The 14701-nt window shown below is 35.0% G+C and carries 18 protein-coding genes and 2 pseudogenes; 6 read left to right on the top strand and 14 right to left on the bottom strand.

Features of this window, described 5'->3' with window-relative positions; translation table 11 throughout:
- Nucleotides 1-66: 66 nt before the first annotated feature.
- The 4 genes from LDK52_RS02210 to LDK52_RS02195 form a co-directional block, all read right to left on the bottom strand.
- Nucleotides 67-417: a DUF1428 family protein gene (locus LDK52_RS02210; protein WP_277584321.1), complete on the bottom strand. Its 351-nt coding sequence runs from the start codon at nt 415-417 to the stop codon at nt 67-69.
- A gap of 101 nt (nt 418-518) precedes the next feature.
- Nucleotides 519-1634, bottom strand: coding sequence for a conserved virulence factor C family protein (locus LDK52_RS02205; RefSeq protein ID WP_277584320.1), 1116 nt, complete (start codon nt 1632-1634; stop codon nt 519-521).
- A gap of 25 nt (nt 1635-1659) precedes the next feature.
- Nucleotides 1660-3552 carry an ABC-F family ATP-binding cassette domain-containing protein gene (locus LDK52_RS02200; RefSeq protein ID WP_277584319.1) on the bottom strand — a complete coding sequence of 631 codons (1893 nt, stop codon included), beginning with the start codon at nt 3550-3552 and terminating at the stop codon, nt 1660-1662.
- Nucleotides 3549-4181, bottom strand: coding sequence for an HD domain-containing protein (locus LDK52_RS02195; protein ID WP_277584318.1), 633 nt, complete (start codon nt 4179-4181; stop codon nt 3549-3551). The genes LDK52_RS02200 and LDK52_RS02195 overlap by 4 nt, the downstream gene beginning before the upstream one ends.
- Nucleotides 4182-4561: 380 nt before the next feature.
- Here LDK52_RS02195 and LDK52_RS02190 point away from each other — a divergent pair.
- The 3 genes and pseudogenes from LDK52_RS02190 to LDK52_RS02180 form a co-directional block, all read left to right on the top strand.
- Nucleotides 4562-4696, top strand: a pseudogene (locus tag LDK52_RS02190) (spore coat protein); the annotation flags it as partial.
- The gene (locus LDK52_RS02185) at nt 4682-4906 is read left to right on the top strand and encodes a spore coat protein (protein ID WP_320415334.1); all 225 of its coding nucleotides are present in this window, start codon (nt 4682-4684) and stop codon (nt 4904-4906) included. The pseudogene LDK52_RS02190 and the gene LDK52_RS02185, both read left to right, overlap by 15 nt.
- A 530-nt stretch (nt 4907-5436) precedes the next feature.
- Nucleotides 5437-5640, top strand: a complete 204-nt coding sequence (locus LDK52_RS02180) for a cold-shock protein (protein ID WP_093534448.1) — start codon at nt 5437-5439, stop codon at nt 5638-5640.
- Nucleotides 5641-5679: 39 nt separating this feature from the next.
- On the opposite strand, the gene LDK52_RS02175 is transcribed toward LDK52_RS02180, so the two are convergent.
- Nucleotides 5680-5865, bottom strand: coding sequence for a zinc-finger domain-containing protein (locus LDK52_RS02175; RefSeq protein ID WP_277584317.1), 186 nt, complete (start codon nt 5863-5865; stop codon nt 5680-5682).
- A gap of 115 nt (nt 5866-5980) precedes the next feature.
- Here LDK52_RS02175 and LDK52_RS02170 point away from each other — a divergent pair, with 115 nt between their 5' ends.
- Nucleotides 5981-6379, top strand: coding sequence for a reverse transcriptase-like protein (locus tag LDK52_RS02170; protein WP_277584316.1), 399 nt, complete (start codon nt 5981-5983; stop codon nt 6377-6379).
- Between the two features lie 37 nt (nt 6380-6416).
- Here LDK52_RS02170 and LDK52_RS02165 read toward each other — a convergent pair whose 3' ends face one another.
- The 6 genes from LDK52_RS02165 to LDK52_RS02140 all read right to left on the bottom strand — a co-directional run bounded on the left by LDK52_RS02165 (nt 6417) and on the right by LDK52_RS02140 (nt 10803).
- Nucleotides 6417-6893 carry a hypothetical protein gene (locus tag LDK52_RS02165; RefSeq protein WP_277584315.1) on the bottom strand — a complete coding sequence of 159 codons (477 nt, stop codon included), beginning with the start codon at nt 6891-6893 and terminating at the stop codon, nt 6417-6419.
- 255 nt (nt 6894-7148) lie between these two features.
- Nucleotides 7149-7349, bottom strand: coding sequence for a cold-shock protein (locus LDK52_RS02160; protein WP_016427350.1), 201 nt, complete (start codon nt 7347-7349; stop codon nt 7149-7151).
- A 154-nt stretch (nt 7350-7503) separates the two neighbouring features.
- Nucleotides 7504-8334 carry a type II pantothenate kinase gene (coaW, locus tag LDK52_RS02155; protein WP_277584314.1) on the bottom strand — a complete coding sequence of 277 codons (831 nt, stop codon included), beginning with the start codon at nt 8332-8334 and terminating at the stop codon, nt 7504-7506.
- A 26-nt stretch (nt 8335-8360) separates the two neighbouring features.
- Nucleotides 8361-8669 carry a DUF4870 domain-containing protein gene (locus LDK52_RS02150; protein WP_277584313.1) on the bottom strand — a complete coding sequence of 103 codons (309 nt, stop codon included), beginning with the start codon at nt 8667-8669 and terminating at the stop codon, nt 8361-8363.
- 41 nt (nt 8670-8710) lie between these two features.
- Nucleotides 8711-10237: an amidohydrolase gene (locus LDK52_RS02145; protein WP_277584312.1), complete on the bottom strand. Its 1527-nt coding sequence runs from the start codon at nt 10235-10237 to the stop codon at nt 8711-8713.
- Nucleotides 10234-10803, bottom strand: a complete 570-nt coding sequence (locus tag LDK52_RS02140) for a DUF1836 domain-containing protein (protein ID WP_277584311.1) — start codon at nt 10801-10803, stop codon at nt 10234-10236. Before LDK52_RS02140 ends, LDK52_RS02145 begins: the two co-directional genes overlap by 4 nt.
- Nucleotides 10804-11152: 349 nt before the next feature.
- Between LDK52_RS02140 and trhA the strand changes: the two genes are divergently transcribed.
- On the top strand, nt 11153-11800 hold the full coding sequence (gene trhA, locus LDK52_RS02135) for a PAQR family membrane homeostasis protein TrhA (protein ID WP_277584310.1): 648 nt from the start codon (nt 11153-11155) through the stop codon (nt 11798-11800).
- Between the two features lie 171 nt (nt 11801-11971).
- Here trhA and LDK52_RS02130 read toward each other — a convergent pair whose 3' ends face one another.
- Nucleotides 11972-12424 (bottom strand): SACOL1771 family peroxiredoxin, encoded by a 453-nt coding sequence (locus tag LDK52_RS02130; RefSeq protein ID WP_277584309.1) that lies wholly within the window; start codon nt 12422-12424, stop codon nt 11972-11974.
- Nucleotides 12425-12511: 87 nt separating this feature from the next.
- Here LDK52_RS02130 and LDK52_RS02125 point away from each other — a divergent pair, with 87 nt between their 5' ends.
- Nucleotides 12512-12889, top strand: a complete 378-nt coding sequence (locus LDK52_RS02125) for a hypothetical protein (protein ID WP_277584308.1) — start codon at nt 12512-12514, stop codon at nt 12887-12889.
- Between the two features lie 26 nt (nt 12890-12915).
- Here LDK52_RS02125 and LDK52_RS02120 read toward each other — a convergent pair whose 3' ends face one another.
- Nucleotides 12916-14448 (bottom strand): sensor domain-containing diguanylate cyclase, encoded by a 1533-nt coding sequence (locus tag LDK52_RS02120; protein WP_277584307.1) that lies wholly within the window; start codon nt 14446-14448, stop codon nt 12916-12918.
- A gap of 100 nt (nt 14449-14548) precedes the next feature.
- Nucleotides 14549-14701, bottom strand: a pseudogene (locus tag LDK52_RS02115) (ABC transporter ATP-binding protein); the annotation flags it as partial.

Below are 14701 nucleotides of genomic sequence, written 5' to 3'. Positions count from 1 at the left end.
TAGAGAAATTAGACTTTTCTGTCACTTCGTTATATCGCCTTATTATGGCAGAATTCAATTTCTTTGTTATGACAATACGAATTCCCCACGGACAGTTCGGCTCATATCGATCACCTTTGTCATTTGATTATATAATTTTTCAATCTCTTCATCATTATCGACTTTCTCCAAAACCTGACTATGGTGAACCTTATTATGATAACGATTAATTTCTAACATAAGTACTTCGCTTTCAAGTAGTTCAACTGCCGATATCATTCCTGAACAACCATATTCCGGCTGAATAGATGTAGCAGTATATGTTTCGCTCTCGATAGCCCCATATTCTTTGTAAATACGTTCAGCTTCTCGATTAATTTTTAAAAATTGTTCTTTGTTTTCTTCCAGTACTGGGTAAAGATAAAATTCTAAATACATGATTACTCCTCCTTTAGTTTGAATTATTAACGTTATTGTTAAAAAAACGCAAGAAAGCTGTTCCAATTAGTGAACAACCTTCTTGCGTTATTAAATAAGTTCTATTTCCGTGCTTCACTCATTTGTTTCCATACAGATCCTTTAGCTTCTTCTCCACCTTCAATGCGAGCAATAGCCATTAGAACCTGAAGTTTAACCTCGTATTCTTTATCATCCATTGCTTCTTTAAGGGCTGGAAGTGCCTCTGTATCTCCAATTTCATAAAAATACATTGCGGCTCTCCAGCGAACTAACTTGTTTTTGTCAAACAGAGCTATCTTCAACGCATCTGCAAATTGTTCAAATCCTAAGTCACTCATTGCATCGCCAGCCGTTCTTCTTACTGCTGAACTCTTGTCTTTGAGAGCCATCTCTAAATAAGGTACAACAGCCTGATCCTCTATTAATCCAAGATAAACTGTAGCTAGCCGTCTGATAGAAACTTGCTCATCTTGCACTGCTATTTCCAGTATAGGGAGATCCTCTATTTCTGGATTGATCAAGTTATTTAGCAATTGAAAACGTTGCTCCCAATCACTCACTTCAAATTGCATTAATGTAAATGGTACTCTAAAAGGTTTTTTATCTTCTTCGTTTATATCTTTATCTGCAATTAGTTGAACGAGCTTGCTTGCAGGAAAAGTTGCTTCCAGCTCTTTTACTAATTGTTCCCCTATTTCCTTCTGATCACCATAACGGACGCCATAATCTACCCATTTACGTAATAATAGATAGTTTTCTTTATCGCCTTCCATCGCTTCGTCTAACGCATTTATAAAGCGTGAAGATAGGCCATATCTCGATTCAGATTCACTATCGAATACTTTTACCTGAAGCGGGATTCCCTTATATTGCTGAACATGTACATATACTTCTCCAAAATGTTCTAAAGGTGTGTGTGCTTCTTTCACTTCATCATTTTCAGCGCCGAAAACATTTTCCACATTAGCTAAAATTATTTCCCAAGTAAACTTCGCAATACGCTCGATTGCTAGGAAGTCTGCCACATGGTAAACACCCTTTACACCTTCGACAGCAAAGATAGCTTGAATTTCCTTTGGAGCATCTGCGATATTATCTTTTTTATAGTTATAGCTTTTGCCAAAAGGAAGTTCCTGATCGATCACAACTTTCATCGTATTTGGACTTGGTGTTGGTTCAATCGTTACTATTTTCATGCTTACATACCTCCAGTAAGTAAAGTTAAGAAGATGCTATTTCTTCCAAATAGGACCATCTTTCAATTAGTTTCTCATATTTGCCGTTTGCTTCTGCTAACTCATTTGTTGCATCCTGAAGTAAAGTAAAATCAGCACCTGCAGTTTGCATTTTACCTTCTAATTGTTGGATTAATTGCTCTGTTTTCTCAATTTCTTGTCCAATAGTTTCCCATTCTCTTTGCTCTTTATAGGTAAACTTTTTCTTTTCTTTCGGTACTTCCACTTTAATCTCTTTTACTATTTCTTTAGGAGTTTCTTTTTGAATTGCTTTTGGTGTTGTTTTCGGTGCATCTAGCATATCGGAATATACGCCTAGCCATTCCGTTACCGTTCCATCACCATTTAATAGCCATAGCTTTTTGGCAATGCGGTCTAGGAAGAAACGATCATGGGAAATCGTAATAATAACTCCTGGGAAAGATTCCATGAAATCTTCTAGAACAGATAATGTTTGAATATCTAGATCATTTGTAGGCTCATCTAAGAATAGAACATTAGGCTGCTCCATCAACATTTTCAAAAGAACTAATCGTTTCTTTTCCCCACCAGAAAGTTTTCCAATTTGGGTACCATGTGTGTTTAATGGGAACAAGAATCGCTCCAACATTTGAGCGGCAGAGAATTTTTCTCCATTACCAGTTTCTATTAACTCGGCTGATTCCCGAACATATTCAATCATTCTTGTTTGCGGATTCAATTCCGGTAACTGTTGTGTAAAATGCATTAACTTAACGGTAGAACCTTTAATGATTTCACCAGAATCCATCGGAATTTCACCGGCAAGCATTTTAAGAAGTGTACTTTTTCCTACACCGTTTGGCCCTACAATTCCAATGCGATCTCCAGCTTGTAATAAGAATGAGAAATTCTCTACAATGTTTTTCGAGTCAAATCTTTTCGAAATTTCTTTCCCTTCATACACTTGTTTTCCAAGTCTAGTAGTAACCATTTCCATTTCTAAATTTAGAGATGAATTGTCACGATCCAAGCTTGCGTCTATATCTTCAAATCGATCTTTTCTTGCTTTTTGTTTAGTAGATCTTGCTTTGGCACCTCTACGAATCCATTTCAGTTCATTACGATATAAATTTTGAAGTTTTTGCTGAGATGATGCATTCATTTCTTCGCGTAAAGCTTTTGACTCTAAGTAGTCTGCATAATTTCCAGTATGCGTATATAAAGTTTTATCGGCAAGCTCATAAATATGGGTTGCAACTGTATCTAAAAAGTACCGATCATGCGTAACAAAGATGATAGATCCTTCTACTTTTTGCAACATATCCTGTAGCCAATCAGTCGACTCTTTGTCTAAATGGTTGGTAGGCTCATCCAACAACAAAAGGTCTGCTGGTTCGATTAACACTTTCGCTAATGCCACTCTCTTTTGCTGACCACCTGATAAGTGGAGGATAGAGTCTTCAAACTGAGTTATACCTAATTTAGTTAAAGCAGTCTTAGCCAATGAATTGACATCCCACGCTTGATAGTCATCCATTTTCTCCTGTAAGTCCATCAGTTTATTTTGAAGTTCTGTTGAATGGGAGTTTTCCATTAATGCTAATAAAGCTTCCTCATATTCTCGGTTTATCTTTAATATCGGTGAATCTCCACCAAATACAGTTTGAATAACAGTTTCGTCTTTTTCAAACGTTGGCTGTTGCTCCAAATAGACAACGCGATATTTGTTCGGGTGATCGCGTTCAATAGAATCTGCTTCTAATTCTCCTGCAAGGATTGAAAGAAAAGTCGATTTACCTGTACCGTTTATCCCTATCAAGCCGGCTCTATTTTGGTTGTTAATAGTAAAGGAAATATTTTCGAATAAGGTTTTTTCTCCAACTGTTTTTGTTAAATCTGAAATAATTAAATGACTCATATATGTTCCCCTGTTTCTTTGCGTAAGTTTTCTAGAAATAGTTCCATAAAGGCATGTCGTTCTATTGCTAGCTCTTTTCCTTTTTTAGTTTGCATTCCTTCAGATAGCTTTAATAATTTTTCGTAAAAATGGGTAACCGAGGCTGTTTGTTTCGTTCGATATTCTTCTACTGACATAGATTCTCTAGGAGTTTCATTTGCGTCGTAAAGGAGTCTTCCTTTTGCACCACCATAAGCGAATGTTCGGGCTATACCTACTGCACCAATTGCATCTAACCGATCTGCATCTCGAACTATTTTCGCTTCAATAGTCTCAGCCTCTACTTCATGACCGCCATTGAATGATATGGCAGTAATGATTTCTTTTACTTGAGTTATTTTTTTTGCCGATAAATTCAGCTGTTTAATGATTCTATCTTCTTCTTGCTTTTCTTTCGAAGAATATTTGGGGTCACTAACATCATGAAGTAATACCGCAAGTTCGATCATTTCCCTATTTGCAGTAGGTTCTGTATCCGCAATATCAAAAGCATTTTTACGTACTCTCTCTATATGTTGAAAGTCGTGACTAGCGTCAAAATGCCTATACACTTTTTTGACTAAATTCTCACATTGCTCCATCGGATTCATCTATTAATTCTCCTCAATTTTGATTCACCTTTCTATTATATACAATAAAGCTCTATGTCTGTATTATTTGGATTTAACTTTCTCGTTCTAACATTATTTGAAATAGTTTTACTAGTCTAGTCAAATAGACTATCTCCTTCCTCTATAAGCTCTTTTGTTATATAAATCCGGTTGTGAAATTATTGCAACCTGGAAATCAATAGAGGAAGGAGCTTATAAAATGAGTCATTGGAAATGCACATATTGTAAGTATGTTTGTGAAGCACTCCCAAAAATGCAACCGATGAAATAATCATCGTTGGGAAAAGGGAGAAGAAGAAAACAGCTGGGATTCCACTGGAAATACCGAGGATACAACGGTTTTTCCAGATGGCGGTCAGTTTTCATCTGTCGACCAAGAATCTGATGAATTAATCTGGATAAAAGATTCCTGTAATGTAACGGTTCAGTTATCAGATACCCAAGCCGCCGGTTCGCTACAAATAGGCTTACAGCTTGCAATCGCGTTATTAATCAGTAATTCAATCGGTGATACCATTCAAGGTCAAGCTGTATCGCAAGAACTGTTCCAACGGTTTAATGACGAGCAAAAGAACAAACAGAAAATTTATGTAAAAAATTCAAAAGACGTCAACATTGTAACTAATGATACAGACATATCAGTATATATCGAAGCGACTTTACAAGTACTAGTGGCATTAGTTGCGAAATTGGATATTCTTTAATTTAAAATAATAAAAAATATTGGAGCATTCGATCATTGCGATACTTCCACCGATAACGACAGTCATTCGTTTAAACTGTTTACTTTTCCTATAGTTGCATATGCTACTAGGCAACCGATTTTTATATGAAGAAGAGAACAAAGTGAGTAACGGTAACTTACCAGAAAAACCAAAGACTATTTCTAACAAGGTAATTGATTTTCTAGTAGATGACACTCTTAGAAGAAATGGTATTGATCCAGAAAGTATGAAAGGAAGTTAACAGATCAACAAAAAAACAACTAAAAGAATTGGTAGAAGATCTGACACAGCAAGTAAACACATTTTCCAATCAATCTACTACGTATAGGAAGAATTCAAAATAGAACTCGATGGGTTCTTCCCTTTTCTTTACTACTAGCCCGTCAAATACTCTATCCACTTCCTCTCCTTCTGCTAAAATTCGACATTTCATTGACGTTGACTGACAATTCAAGTATAGTTTATGTATCCATTTATAGAGTTTCTAGTGGATTAAGGGAGGAACGTTTATGCAACAGGGGAAAGTAAAATGGTTTAATAATGAAAAAGGTTATGGTTTCATCGAATACAACGATGGAGAAGATGTATTTGTCCATTTTACGGGAATTCAAGGTGATGGATTTCGAGCATTAGATGAAGGACAACAAGTAACGTTCGAAATAATTGAAGGAAACCGTGGACCTCAAGCTGCAAACGTGATAAAAAACGAATAGAAACGCTTCTTCCCGCGGCAAATTAGTCGTGGGACTTTTTTATTTCGAACATTTTAATTGACTGCCAATTTGTTTAATATTCTCACCGACCGTGCATTGTTCTAAACAAAATCTATATGCAATTGTTTTGCCACTTTCTTTTCGCAATTGCTTTCGAACGAAGCAGCCATCACAATAAGTGTCTAATAACTCATCAATTTTATTTATAAGTTGTGTATTTTTCATACAATTCTACTCCCCACTATTTCATAATTCTACTATTATGTTTCTTTTGTTTGCAACTATCCCTCTTATCATTCAAACTAGATATATCCATAATTTTTTCAAAAAAGGTGATTATATGTTAGAAGTATATACAGACGGTTCAACCACTGGCAATCCTGGACCAAGTGGAATTGGTGTATTTATAAAAGGGGAAGGACATCATCTGAGAATAAGTGAGTTTATAGGTGAGTATTCTAACCACACGACTGAATTTATCGCACTACAAAGAGGTTTAGAGGAGGCAAAAAAACTTTCTCCCTCTATTGTCTCTGCTCGCACTGATTCGCAAATCGTATTTGCAGCAGTAGAAAAAAGATATGCGAAGAATCCTGAATTTGCAGCTATTCTAGAAAAGATTTTAACAATTATAGATACATTTGACCTGTTTTTTATCAAATGGATTCCAGACGATCAAAATAAAGCAGCCCACGCTCTAGCACGAGAGGCTGTATTAAAACAACTGCCTAGAAAGTGAAAGGCAGTTGTTTTAGCGCTATTCAACTGTTCTAATATTATTTCACTTCTTCGTTTTGAGTTTCCTCAAAATCCAATTCAATTGCAACCTTTGCTCTCTTCAAAAAGTTCATAATGACCTCGTCATTACCAAACAATTGAAAAATAGAAAGCAGTGGGTTTTTCGGTTTATTTATAGAAGTATAGATGAATTTGGTCATCTTGTCACTTTGACTTTCTAATTCATATTCTGTTGTCATTTTAAAACGGTTATTAAGAAGGAAACTTTCCTGAAACGCTTTGTAATTTGGGTCATTCGTATATTTTTTTATCGTTATTTCATATTGTTCTGTCACAGATCCAATTTGATAGCTTTGATTTATAATTGTACCTATAATTTGTTCGGTTTCCATAGTGATTTCCTCATCCACTACTTTCGGAAATATCTTTTTCTTTTTTGATATATCTCCATAAAAGTATGGCCATGCAAACTCAATTGGTACGTTAAGTATAATTTCTTTTTTCCATTTTTTCATCTATTTTCACCCTTTTCTATTACGATTATATATTTCCGGTTTGGCTTACTTTTCATCATCGTATTATACCAGTTCTTTTATAGCTTCGTTCGATTTGATTCTTCTAATTGTCAAACACCTCAGAAATATTACTATAATCATAGCATATTAATCGAAATACTTTCTTGTCTCAAGTAATCCAAGATAGATAAATACAAAAAAACAGACTCTCAAGTGAGAGCCTGTAAAAGTTTTATTTTAGTTTTAGGGTTAAAATTAAGCTTTATTTACGTTAGTAGCTTGAAGGCCACGTTGACCTTGCTCAATTTCAAAAGTTACTTCTTGACCTTCGTCAAGTGATTTGAAACCTTCGCTTTGAATAGCTGAGAAATGTACGAATACGTCGTCTCCGCCATCGCGTTCGATAAATCCAAATCCTTTTTCTGAGTTAAACCATTTTACTTTACCTTGTTCCATGTGTATATCCTCCTCATATGCAAAATCTGCATACATTGTGTTACTATCCTTGCTCAACACTGTTAAGTAAAAGTGTTGCCACCTACTAACTAACCGAACAAAAATAATCCTCTTTAAATATAGCACGGATTTTCTAATAATGCAACTATTACACCTAAAAATTTTTAGTGTTTTCTAATAATGCCCCTATCGCCCCACTATAGCCATGCTTCTCTAAAAAGACTGGTTTTTTAAGCTTTAATACTGTATAAGATTGAATGATCTGCTGTAGTAATTCATTGTCTTCCAAGGTAGTACCTATGTATATAATATCTTCCACTTCATGAGCATCTGCAGCTTGAATACAAAGGGATGCAACTACTTCACCAATCATTCCTTGGACACCTGCAAGCAAATCCGAATTACTTTTATTCTCTGTGTGATTTATCGAAATACCACCAAAATTACTCGCCGTTAATGTACCTTTTATAGGAAGCTTATTGTTTTTATAAATGTCGCTAACTAACACATCTATTTCAGCTCTACTACCCATTTTTGATTGTTTCATAATTTCTTCAAAATCAGAGATGCCTGTTAATGCCATACCCAAACCAAGCAGCGTTCCCCCACCAATTCCTGTACCACTAATTCTTTGATGTTTGTTTGCTTGCATAATATGTATAGATGTACCCGTCCCAATGTTTGCTATTACTGCAGCTTTAGGTTCGAATGCCCCTAACTTCAATTGATACATGACACCATTCATTGTCGCATCAAATTCAACTATATATGGTATTTCTTCACTGGAGCTAAAATGTACTTTTAATTGCTCCGCACGACCACCAGTGACACAGATAGAAGCATTCGGATGATTGGATTCAATCCATTTTTTAACTTTAAGGAAATCTGATGAAAGAAATCGCTCAAAGACCATTTCATTATTTTCATTCCAATAAGCTATTTTTGTTAATGTTCCACCTGCATCAATACCGATTTTAGTAGTCATTCTAATTCCCCTTTATGTTAAGACACTTACTTTACCCATGATCCAACAATAGGATAGTTGAAGGTGTCTCCTGTAATTGCTTTAACAATTCCAATAATCGGAACTACAAATGCCATTATACCAAAAATGATAAGCATCGGAATACCAATTAAAATAAAAATTAAAAAGAATGAAATTGTAAATAATACAGCCATTACTAATTGGAACAGTACTGCTTGAATCGATAACTTTTTAATTTCTTCGTCATTTACTACTAAAAATAATATAAATGGAACTAGAAAAGGGGCAAACCATGTACTTGCATGTAGCAAGATTTTAAAACCTGTGTTTTCCATTTCCTCTCACTCCTCTCCTATTATTTATACGATTATACAAGCTAAATAGTTTCACTTTTCTTCTTATACACAATTTCACCAGCCACAACTGTCTTTTCAACAGAACTAGAAAGAATGTTTGTTTTGTCTAGCACATTATTTAAAATAGTAAAATCTGCATCATAACCTGGTAGTATTAATCCTCGTTTGTGCTCTCTACCGATGGCTTTTGCGCTCCCCGATGTATATAACGAGACTGCATCAAACACTGTTAATTCCTGCTCTGGCAAATAGAAATTATTAACTGCTGCATCTATCCCAAGTAATGGATCTGCTAGTTCGATAGGTGAGTCAGATCCCCCGGAGCAATCGAATCCGTCGTTGAGCAGGGATTTCCATGCATAAGCCCAGTCTAATCGGGAAGCTCCAAGTCGTTCTTTTACCCACGGAAAATCGGAAGCTACAAATATTGGTTGTAAATCCAATATTACAGGAAGCTTTTTCATCCGCTCAATAAGGTCAGCCCGTAATACATTGACATGTATTAACCGATCTTTCTTCCCTTCTGCTACTGGATATTTTTCGATTAAGTCCAATACTTTTTCAACAGCTTGATCTCCAATTACGTGAACTGCAATATTCTCATTATAGCTGCGAGCCAATTTCACTAAGTTCTCCAGCTTTTCGGGGCTATGGACCTCTATTCCTCTTTCACCAGGTTCATCCGAATAGTCTTCAGATAATAACGCTGTTCTACCACCCAATGAACCGTCAACAAATATTTTCATCGCTCCAAATTCGATAAAAGGGGTCGTTTCCTCCCCCTGCATTTGTTCAAAAACATCATGATGTCGCAATAAATGAACTCTAAAACCATTTTTCACTACTTCACGATATGCTTGTAAAGGAACTTTATAGTGTCCATAATAAGACATATCCTCCGAATGGACACCTGTAAACCCATTTGATTTTAAGTCCTCGATACTAGAAGCAATAATTTTCTTCAGATATTCAGTAGTTGGTAAAGGTATATGCTCCGTTATTAGCCGCTGTGCCTCATCATAGAATAGCCCATTAAGTTCACCGTTTTCATCTTTCCCTATTACTCCTCCTATTGGGTTGGGTGTATCTTTTGATATACCAGCTAAATTCATTGCGGTTGTATTTGCTACTAAAACATGTCGGCATACTCTTTTTAGCACTACTGCTGTTTCGGTTATGAAGTCGAGATCACTACAAGTTAAGGCTCTACCTTCATCTAATTTATTGTCGTCCCAGCCTTCTGTCATATACCATTCTTCATTAGTAACATAAGTAGCTATCGTTTCTTTTATTTGTTTAATAGATGAAAAAGTAGATAAATCTAAATAAGATAGCTTCTCACCATGGCCAATTAAGTGAATATGGCTATCTACAAAACCCGGATACATAGCACAGCCATTTAGTGATTCCAAGTGATCTGCTAAAGGGAGGAGATCATTTTTTAATCCGGTATTAATAATGGTCCCATCTTCTACTAGTATCGCTTCGACGAAATTTCCCTCCGCTTCCATCGTGAAAATCTTACCATCTGCCCATAAAGTTTTCACTGCTTTGCCCCATTTCTTCGTTCTGTTAATTCGTCTACTAGCAGCTCCGCCGCTTTTCGATAAGCGTTACTCATATTCGAAAGGGAAGCAATGAGTAATATTAGTTTATGAGTTGCCTCTGTTTCCTGATTTTCCACCTCTTCTTCATGGCTTTTCATTTCATCAAGAAAATTTTGGGCATTCTTCTGTTGGAGTTTTACCCAAGAACTATAAAACTGTTCTAATGAAAAATCTTTCGTATCCATTTTTTCATTTATCGGCTCTAATACAGATTTTATGTCTTTAATAGAAAGTGCGCCTTTCAACTGATATATTAAGCTGATCAACATTATATGGTCTTTGGAATACTTTTTGTTCTTAATAGGAATAAATAATTTTCCCTTTGCATAATTATTGATCATCGTTTTGGTCAATACCTTTTCATCCGTATTACGTAAAGAATCATTATACGTTGCATCAAATAACTGAATTACTTGGTCCATATACAAATCAATAGTTGGTATATCTTCTTCATGTATAGTGGAGTCCAAACCCAACTTTTGTGTAATTTCTTCTGATTTACTCACTCATATACCTCCAGTTTGTTACATTACGTTTATCCCGCTTTAACTGGCAGTAAGACTCCCACTTCAAAGCTTCGCCAAAGTAACAAAGCGCAAGTGGGAGATTAACTGCCTGTAAAAGCCCGATTGGTTAGGTCAACAGAATGTTGATCACTCAGGCCTTGCCGCACGAAGCGGCGTTAGTTGCCTGAGTTCCATGTTCAATCAGTGCGACGGATAAAAAAACCCGCTGATTGAAGTTTCACTTTATCATAACTTAAAAAACACCCACGGTAAACCTTGACTAAGTGTTGTTGTAGTAATATATTTATATGTAGTTATAAAAACTATATATAGAGGTGGAGATACCTAGATGAAAACATATATAAGAGAGCCATTTAATAGTCTTTCTCACTTATTAGGAGCAATTCTCGGAGTAGTAGGTTTAATCTTTATGTTCTGGAAAGCTACAGAACTCGATAGTCCTCCCCAAACTTTAACTGCAATTGTTATTTTTGGGGTTAGCATGATTTCACTTTATAGTGCATCTACTACATATCACTGGTTGATAGGGAAAGTGCAACATATACAATTTTTAAGACGCCTCGATCATTCTATGATTTATATTTTAATCGCAGGCACCTACGCACCATTTTGCCTAATCACTTTAAATAACACGGCTGGATTTGTTTTGTTTACCATTATACTCTTACTAGCTGCTAGTGGTATTTTGTTTAAAATGATTTGGTTCAATAGTCCAAGATGGGTTTCTACGTCTATTTATATCGGCATGGGATGGATAATTATATTCTTAGCACCAACACTTGCTGACGCTCTAGGGTCCGCAGGATTACTTTACTTAATATTAGGTGGGGTCTCTTATACAATCGGAGGAATTATCTATGGGATAAAGCCCAATATTCCATTTATAAAGAAATTAGGATTTCATGAGATATTTCATATTTTTATATTATTTGGGACATTATTTCACTTCATTTGTGTTTATGGCTATGTGTTATAAAACAAATAAAATTGCAAATAGATTGAATCAATAAAATAATCGTCTATCTTATATAGAGTAGTGTTAGAGCACCCAAAATTGTATATTTCGGTGCTTCTCACAAAATAAGAAAGTATCTTCACTCTAGTTATCCAAAAAATCAATCGGTAAAAATATAGTATAGAAACAGATCTATTGTTCGATTTTATCACTTACTAGCAGTGTAGGTTCAAGTTCTATTTCTACATTTCCATTCAGAGCTTTACTAATCATACAAGTGTCTTCAGCTTTCACTAATAATCGAGTTGCCATTTTGAAATCTTTTTCATTCACTATTACTAGTGTAGGTCGATGTATAATCTTTTTGTATGTAAAAATCCCATTCGTCACATCTACTACGGCAGAGGAATCTACAACGAGAGATACTTTTTCTATTTGGCTTCGTTCAAGCATAGCGGCAAGTGTGATAATATAGCATGTTGTAGCCGCTCCTAGCAGCATTTCGTCAGGATTTGTACCTTCCCCAGGACCATCCATTTCTGAAGGAATAGAAATTTTTGTTTGAAGATTTTGTGCATAAATTGTCCCTATATCATTGCGATTACCTGGCCAGTCAGCTTTTAGATGAAAATAATGTTCAGACATTCATATCATTCCTCTCGTTATTTGCATATCCTATTGGAAATATCGTCATATTCCAGTATGATTAGTTAGTGAAAGTAGGCGAATTAATTGTTAAAGAATTATGGGAAAATTGCAATTACAATTATTTTTATCTCAATGTTTTTACTTATTTTAGGAGTTAAATATGTACTTGGTCAAGATTTAGTTATTATGAACATACTTGCGTTCGCTGCATTTTCCGTAGTGATTGGCGTTTTAGCAGGGGCCCTGTTGTTGTATAAGTTGCAAAAAACATTTTATATTTTTACTATTGGATTATTTATCGGATTTTTTGAAATGTATCGATCCTTTTTTACTGGACCTGCAGAATTTGGAGACTTAGCGGGAATTCTCTCTTTATTTATCTTCACTGCTTTTGGATTTGCAATTGGGTTAATTGTGGAAACAATATATTATTTACTAAGTAATAACGAGCAAAAGGATTAAATATTAGATCCTGCCTGCTCTTTTTTTTATTTTGCGATTACTATTTTATTTCTTCCATTTGTTTTTGCTTCATAGAGAGCTCGGTCAATTCTATTCACAACTTGCATTAGAGTTTCACCAGAATTATATTCACCAACCCCGAGAGAGATAGTAAGTTTATTATCGATAGGTGGGATAGATTCCTCTACCGTTTTTCTTATTCGTTCGCCCAAAATATATGCTTCCTGCATATTCTTTCTCGGAAGTATAATGATAAATTCCTCTCCTCCAAATCGAATACACTCTTCTTGATCAACACATAAGTCCGTCAAAATCGTGGCGGTAAATTTCAGAACCTCATCCCCAGCAATATGCCCGAACTTATCATTAACATTTTTAAAATGATCTATATCTATCATGATTAATGAAAATCCATTATTTTGGTTCATTAATTCATCTATTAAAAAATCTCCATATCTCCTATTTTTCAATCCAGTCAATGGGTCTGTTACGGATAATATCTTCATATTATCGACAGTTTCTTCCTGCCGTTTTGTATAATTATTAATCGTTTCCGTTAATTGTTTTGCCTCAAAATACCAGATTGGGATATCAAGGATACTTTCTTGATCATCTTTATCTGTTAAAGTGTAAATGGCTAGTTTACGTAATGGTGCTGCTAGCTTATTTGATATGTAAAACGCTACAACTATAAAAATAAGAATAAACGGCAAAGAAAATGAAAATATCGTGAACATAATTTCAGATAAAGGCTTTATTGCACTATTAAATGGAGTCTGTGAGACTACACCCCACCTGCTTTTCTCTATGTATGTATATCCTGCCAGAAAGTTAATTCCCCGTGTATTATCTATTTGCAGAGTCCCACTCTTTTCTTCTATTAAGTTTCGAACAACAAGGTTACTTTTTACAGATTCCCCTATTCTTGTTTTATCAGGATGATAGATTAGAAATCCATCTCGATCAACCACGTAAACGTAGGAACCATCTTTAGAGTAATGCTCTGCAAGAATATTATGTATAAAGTTATCTTCTTCCAAGTATACCGTACCATTAAGCATACCTAAGTATTCCCCACTGTCTCCAAACAAAGGAGTAGTAATTAATATTAAGAGTCTTCCTGTTTGAGCGTAATATGGTTTAGAAATAAAAGGTTCTTTCCTTGCTAAAGCTTCTTTTACACCAGTTGAGGTAATTTTATTGCCAACAAGACCTAAATTCGGAGTAGTAGCAATAGCAATTCCCAGATCATTGATAACCGATAATGAGTTGAAGTTCTTACCACTTATTTTTAACTGTTCTAATATACCGGTAACAGTTTTGGGATTCTTTATATTCTTAACCACATCTGACTTTCGAGCTTCTAGGTTGCTTTGCATATTTAAAAACACTTCATCTGTCATTTGAGCTAATTTCATTGCGTACACTCTATTTTGCTCTAAAGAATTTTCTATCAAGTTTTTTTTCGTAACATAATAACTCGAAGTTAAAGTGCTAACTATTATTCCAAACATAGTAAAACAAATAAGCGATAAAATCCAAAACCTTAAAGTTTTCAATATAACCCTCCTTTCTATGTAATTCAATTAATAATTAATACTCATCATATTATAACATTACACCAAAAAAACTACGACTAAACATAGTCGTAGTTTACTATTAATGCCCACCAAGATAAGCAAGTTTAACTTCTTCACTATTTTGCAGTTCTTGCGCTGATCCAGAAAGTACAACTCTTCCTGTTTCAATTACATATCCTCTATTAGCTATAGACAAGGCCATATTAGCATTTTGTTCAACTAATAAAACCGT

Origin of the sequence: Psychrobacillus antarcticus (assembly GCF_029533155.1) — a bacterium.
In the GTDB taxonomy this organism is placed as follows: Bacteria; Bacillota; Bacilli; order Bacillales_A; family Planococcaceae; genus Psychrobacillus; species Psychrobacillus antarcticus.
The sequence above is the reverse complement of the archived record's forward strand: the minus strand, read 5'-3'. Positions and strand labels throughout refer to the sequence as shown.

Bases quoted from the DNA above. Each gene is read 5' to 3' on its own strand.
- LDK52_RS02210 (WP_277584321.1), bottom strand. From the start codon at position 417: ATGTATTTAGAATTTTATCTTTACCCAGTACTGGAAGAAAACAAAGAA.
- LDK52_RS02150 (WP_277584313.1), bottom strand. From the start codon at position 8,669: ATGGAAAACACAGGTTTTAAAATCTTGCTACATGCAAGTACATGGTTT.
- LDK52_RS02180 (WP_093534448.1), top strand. From the start codon at position 5,437: ATGCAACAGGGGAAAGTAAAATGGTTTAATAATGAAAAAGGTTATGGT.
- LDK52_RS02195 (WP_277584318.1), bottom strand. From the start codon at position 4,181: ATGAATCCGATGGAGCAATGTGAGAATTTAGTCAAAAAAGTGTATAGG.
- LDK52_RS02205 (WP_277584320.1), bottom strand. From the start codon at position 1,634: ATGAAAATAGTAACGATTGAACCAACACCAAGTCCAAATACGATGAAA.
- LDK52_RS02175 (WP_277584317.1), bottom strand. From the start codon at position 5,865: ATGAAAAATACACAACTTATAAATAAAATTGATGAGTTATTAGACACT.
- LDK52_RS02165 (WP_277584315.1), bottom strand. From the start codon at position 6,893: ATGAAAAAATGGAAAAAAGAAATTATACTTAACGTACCAATTGAGTTT.
- LDK52_RS02170 (WP_277584316.1), top strand. From the start codon at position 5,981: ATGTTAGAAGTATATACAGACGGTTCAACCACTGGCAATCCTGGACCA.
- trhA (WP_277584310.1), top strand. From the start codon at position 11,153: ATGAAAACATATATAAGAGAGCCATTTAATAGTCTTTCTCACTTATTA.
- LDK52_RS02160 (WP_016427350.1), bottom strand. From the start codon at position 7,349: ATGGAACAAGGTAAAGTAAAATGGTTTAACTCAGAAAAAGGATTTGGA.
- LDK52_RS02130 (WP_277584309.1), bottom strand. From the start codon at position 12,424: ATGTCTGAACATTATTTTCATCTAAAAGCTGACTGGCCAGGTAATCGC.
- coaW (WP_277584314.1), bottom strand. From the start codon at position 8,334: ATGACTACTAAAATCGGTATTGATGCAGGTGGAACATTAACAAAAATA.
- LDK52_RS02200 (WP_277584319.1), bottom strand. From the start codon at position 3,552: ATGAGTCATTTAATTATTTCAGATTTAACAAAAACAGTTGGAGAAAAA.